Below are 2,058 nucleotides of genomic sequence, written 5' to 3'. Positions count from 1 at the left end.
TGAATCCCGCCAGAAGTTAAACTAAAAACAAAATCTTATGAACATCACGAATCTGCGAAAAGAGATGGAAGAAGAGTTAGTAGGCAACATTCTTCCTTTTTGGCTGAACAAGATGACAGACAAGGCGAACGGTGGCTTTTATGGCCGTATCTCGGGAACCGGAATCTTGATGCCGGAAACAGAAAAAGGTGCTGTATTGAATGCCCGTATTCTCTGGACTTTCTCGGCAGCCTACCGTTTGCTGAAGAAAGAAGAATACCTGTCTGCGGCAATGCGTGCCAAACGCTATGTGATAGATCATTTCTATGACAGGGAGTTCGGCGGCATTTACTGGTCGCTCGATTATAAAGGTCACCCATTGGATACAAAGAAACAAATCTATGCTATCGGCTTTGCCATCTATGGTCTGAGCGAATATCATCGTGCCACGGGTGATACCGAGGCTTTGGAATATGCCGTTCGTCTGTTTGAAGATATCGAGAAGTATAGCTTTGATTCTGTGAAGAATGGCTATTGCGAGGCTCTTACCCGAGAATGGGGAGAGATTGCCGATATGCGTCTTAGCGATAAAGACGAGAACGAACGTAAGACAATGAACACCCATTTGCATATCTTGGAGCCCTATACTAATTTGTACCGTGTATGGAAAGATGATCGCCTCAAGAAGCAACTTCGCAATTTGATAGAATTATTCACGGATAAGATTCTTAATCCTAAGACAGGACATCTGGAATTGTTTTTCGATGACAATTGGCGGAGTAAGTATCGCATTGTTTCTTACGGACATGATATAGAAGCTTCCTGGCTGATACATGAAGCCGCTTTGATTCTGGATGATAAAACTTTACTGGAAAAGGTAGAACCTTTAGTTGAGTTTATTGCCGCCGCAGCTGATGAAGGACTGACACCTGACGGTGCCATGATTTATGAAACTTTTCTGGATAGGCAGAAGACCGATACCGACCGTCATTGGTGGGTACAGGCAGAAAATGTGGTGGGACATGTCAATCTTTACCAATATTTTGAAGATGAAGTAGCATTGCAGAAAGCATTCCGTTGCTGGGACTTCATCAAGAAGCATTTGGTGGATTACGGGAATGGTGAGTGGCATTGGAGTGTGCGTGCTGACGGCACGGTGAATATTGAAGATGACAAGGCGGGATTTTGGAAATGCCCGTATCATAACGGACGTATGTGTATGGAGATAATGGAACGTTTTTCATAAAATGGTTTAGAGGTTAGAATGAGAAGATCGATTGGATTTTGTGTTGTGTTGTGGATAGGGATTGCGTTACAAGCGCAGTCCCTTTATCCTGATTTCAGTAAGATGAATTTCGGCTGTGATGGAAATAGCATCACGGCGGGTGAACAATGGTCGAAGACGGTGGTCGATCTGCTTGGATTTGCCACCCATCATAATGTAGCGGTAGGTTCTGCAACCTGGGCCTGTCATTCCGATACACAGGATTATGGAAGTGCAGGTTTTGCAGGGATATCCGGTGGTTGGCGTCCCACAGAAGACAGCCATGAATTGCAGATGCGGCATAATAATGTTTCTAAGGTTCACATCCAGAAATTCATTGCTGAAGTGGAAAACGGGCAATATCCCGTTCCTGATGTCTTTGTCTTCTCTATGGGGACAAATGACAAGAACCTTGGTTCTGCCGAAGAGTCCTTGAAAGGTAAGACTCTTGCTGAAGTGGACGTTACCACTATGGCAGGTGGTGCCCGTTGGGCTATACAGACCATTCTGGAACATTATCCCAAATGTCGTGTTTTTGTTTGTACCCCTATTCAGACCGGTGATGTAACCCGCAATGAACGTAATCTGGAGAAGATTACCATTCTGCGTGAAATCTGCCGTGCTCTTTCCGTACAACTGATAGATTGTTACTCCAATAGTGGTATAACCGAGAAATTCGAACAGCCTTCGGGCAGGGGACGCTATCTGCGCGATGGCTTACATCCCGATAAAGAAGGGCAGAAGTTGATGGGGCGTTATATTGCGAAAGAAATACGGAATAATTTCTTTTAGGTGCGGGTTGATTTCTTTCTGTA

Annotated in this window: 2 protein-coding genes; both read left to right on the top strand. The window is 44.6% G+C overall.

What is annotated here, in order from left to right:
• Window positions 1–37 precede the first annotated feature (37 nt).
• Entirely contained in the window at window positions 38–1,225 is a 1,188-nt protein-coding gene (locus BACCELL_RS09410) for an AGE family epimerase/isomerase (protein ID WP_007211500.1), read from the top strand.
• Between the two features lie 18 nt (window positions 1,226–1,243).
• Entirely contained in the window at window positions 1,244–2,035 is a 792-nt protein-coding gene (locus BACCELL_RS09405; protein WP_007211499.1) for an SGNH/GDSL hydrolase family protein, read from the top strand.
• The last annotated feature ends 23 nt before the right edge of the window (window positions 2,036–2,058 follow it).

Source organism: Bacteroides cellulosilyticus DSM 14838, from assembly GCF_000158035.1.
Lineage (GTDB): Bacteria > Bacteroidota > Bacteroidia > Bacteroidales > Bacteroidaceae > Bacteroides > Bacteroides cellulosilyticus.
Note: the sequence above shows the minus strand (reverse complement) of the source record. Positions and strands in the feature narration are given on the sequence as shown.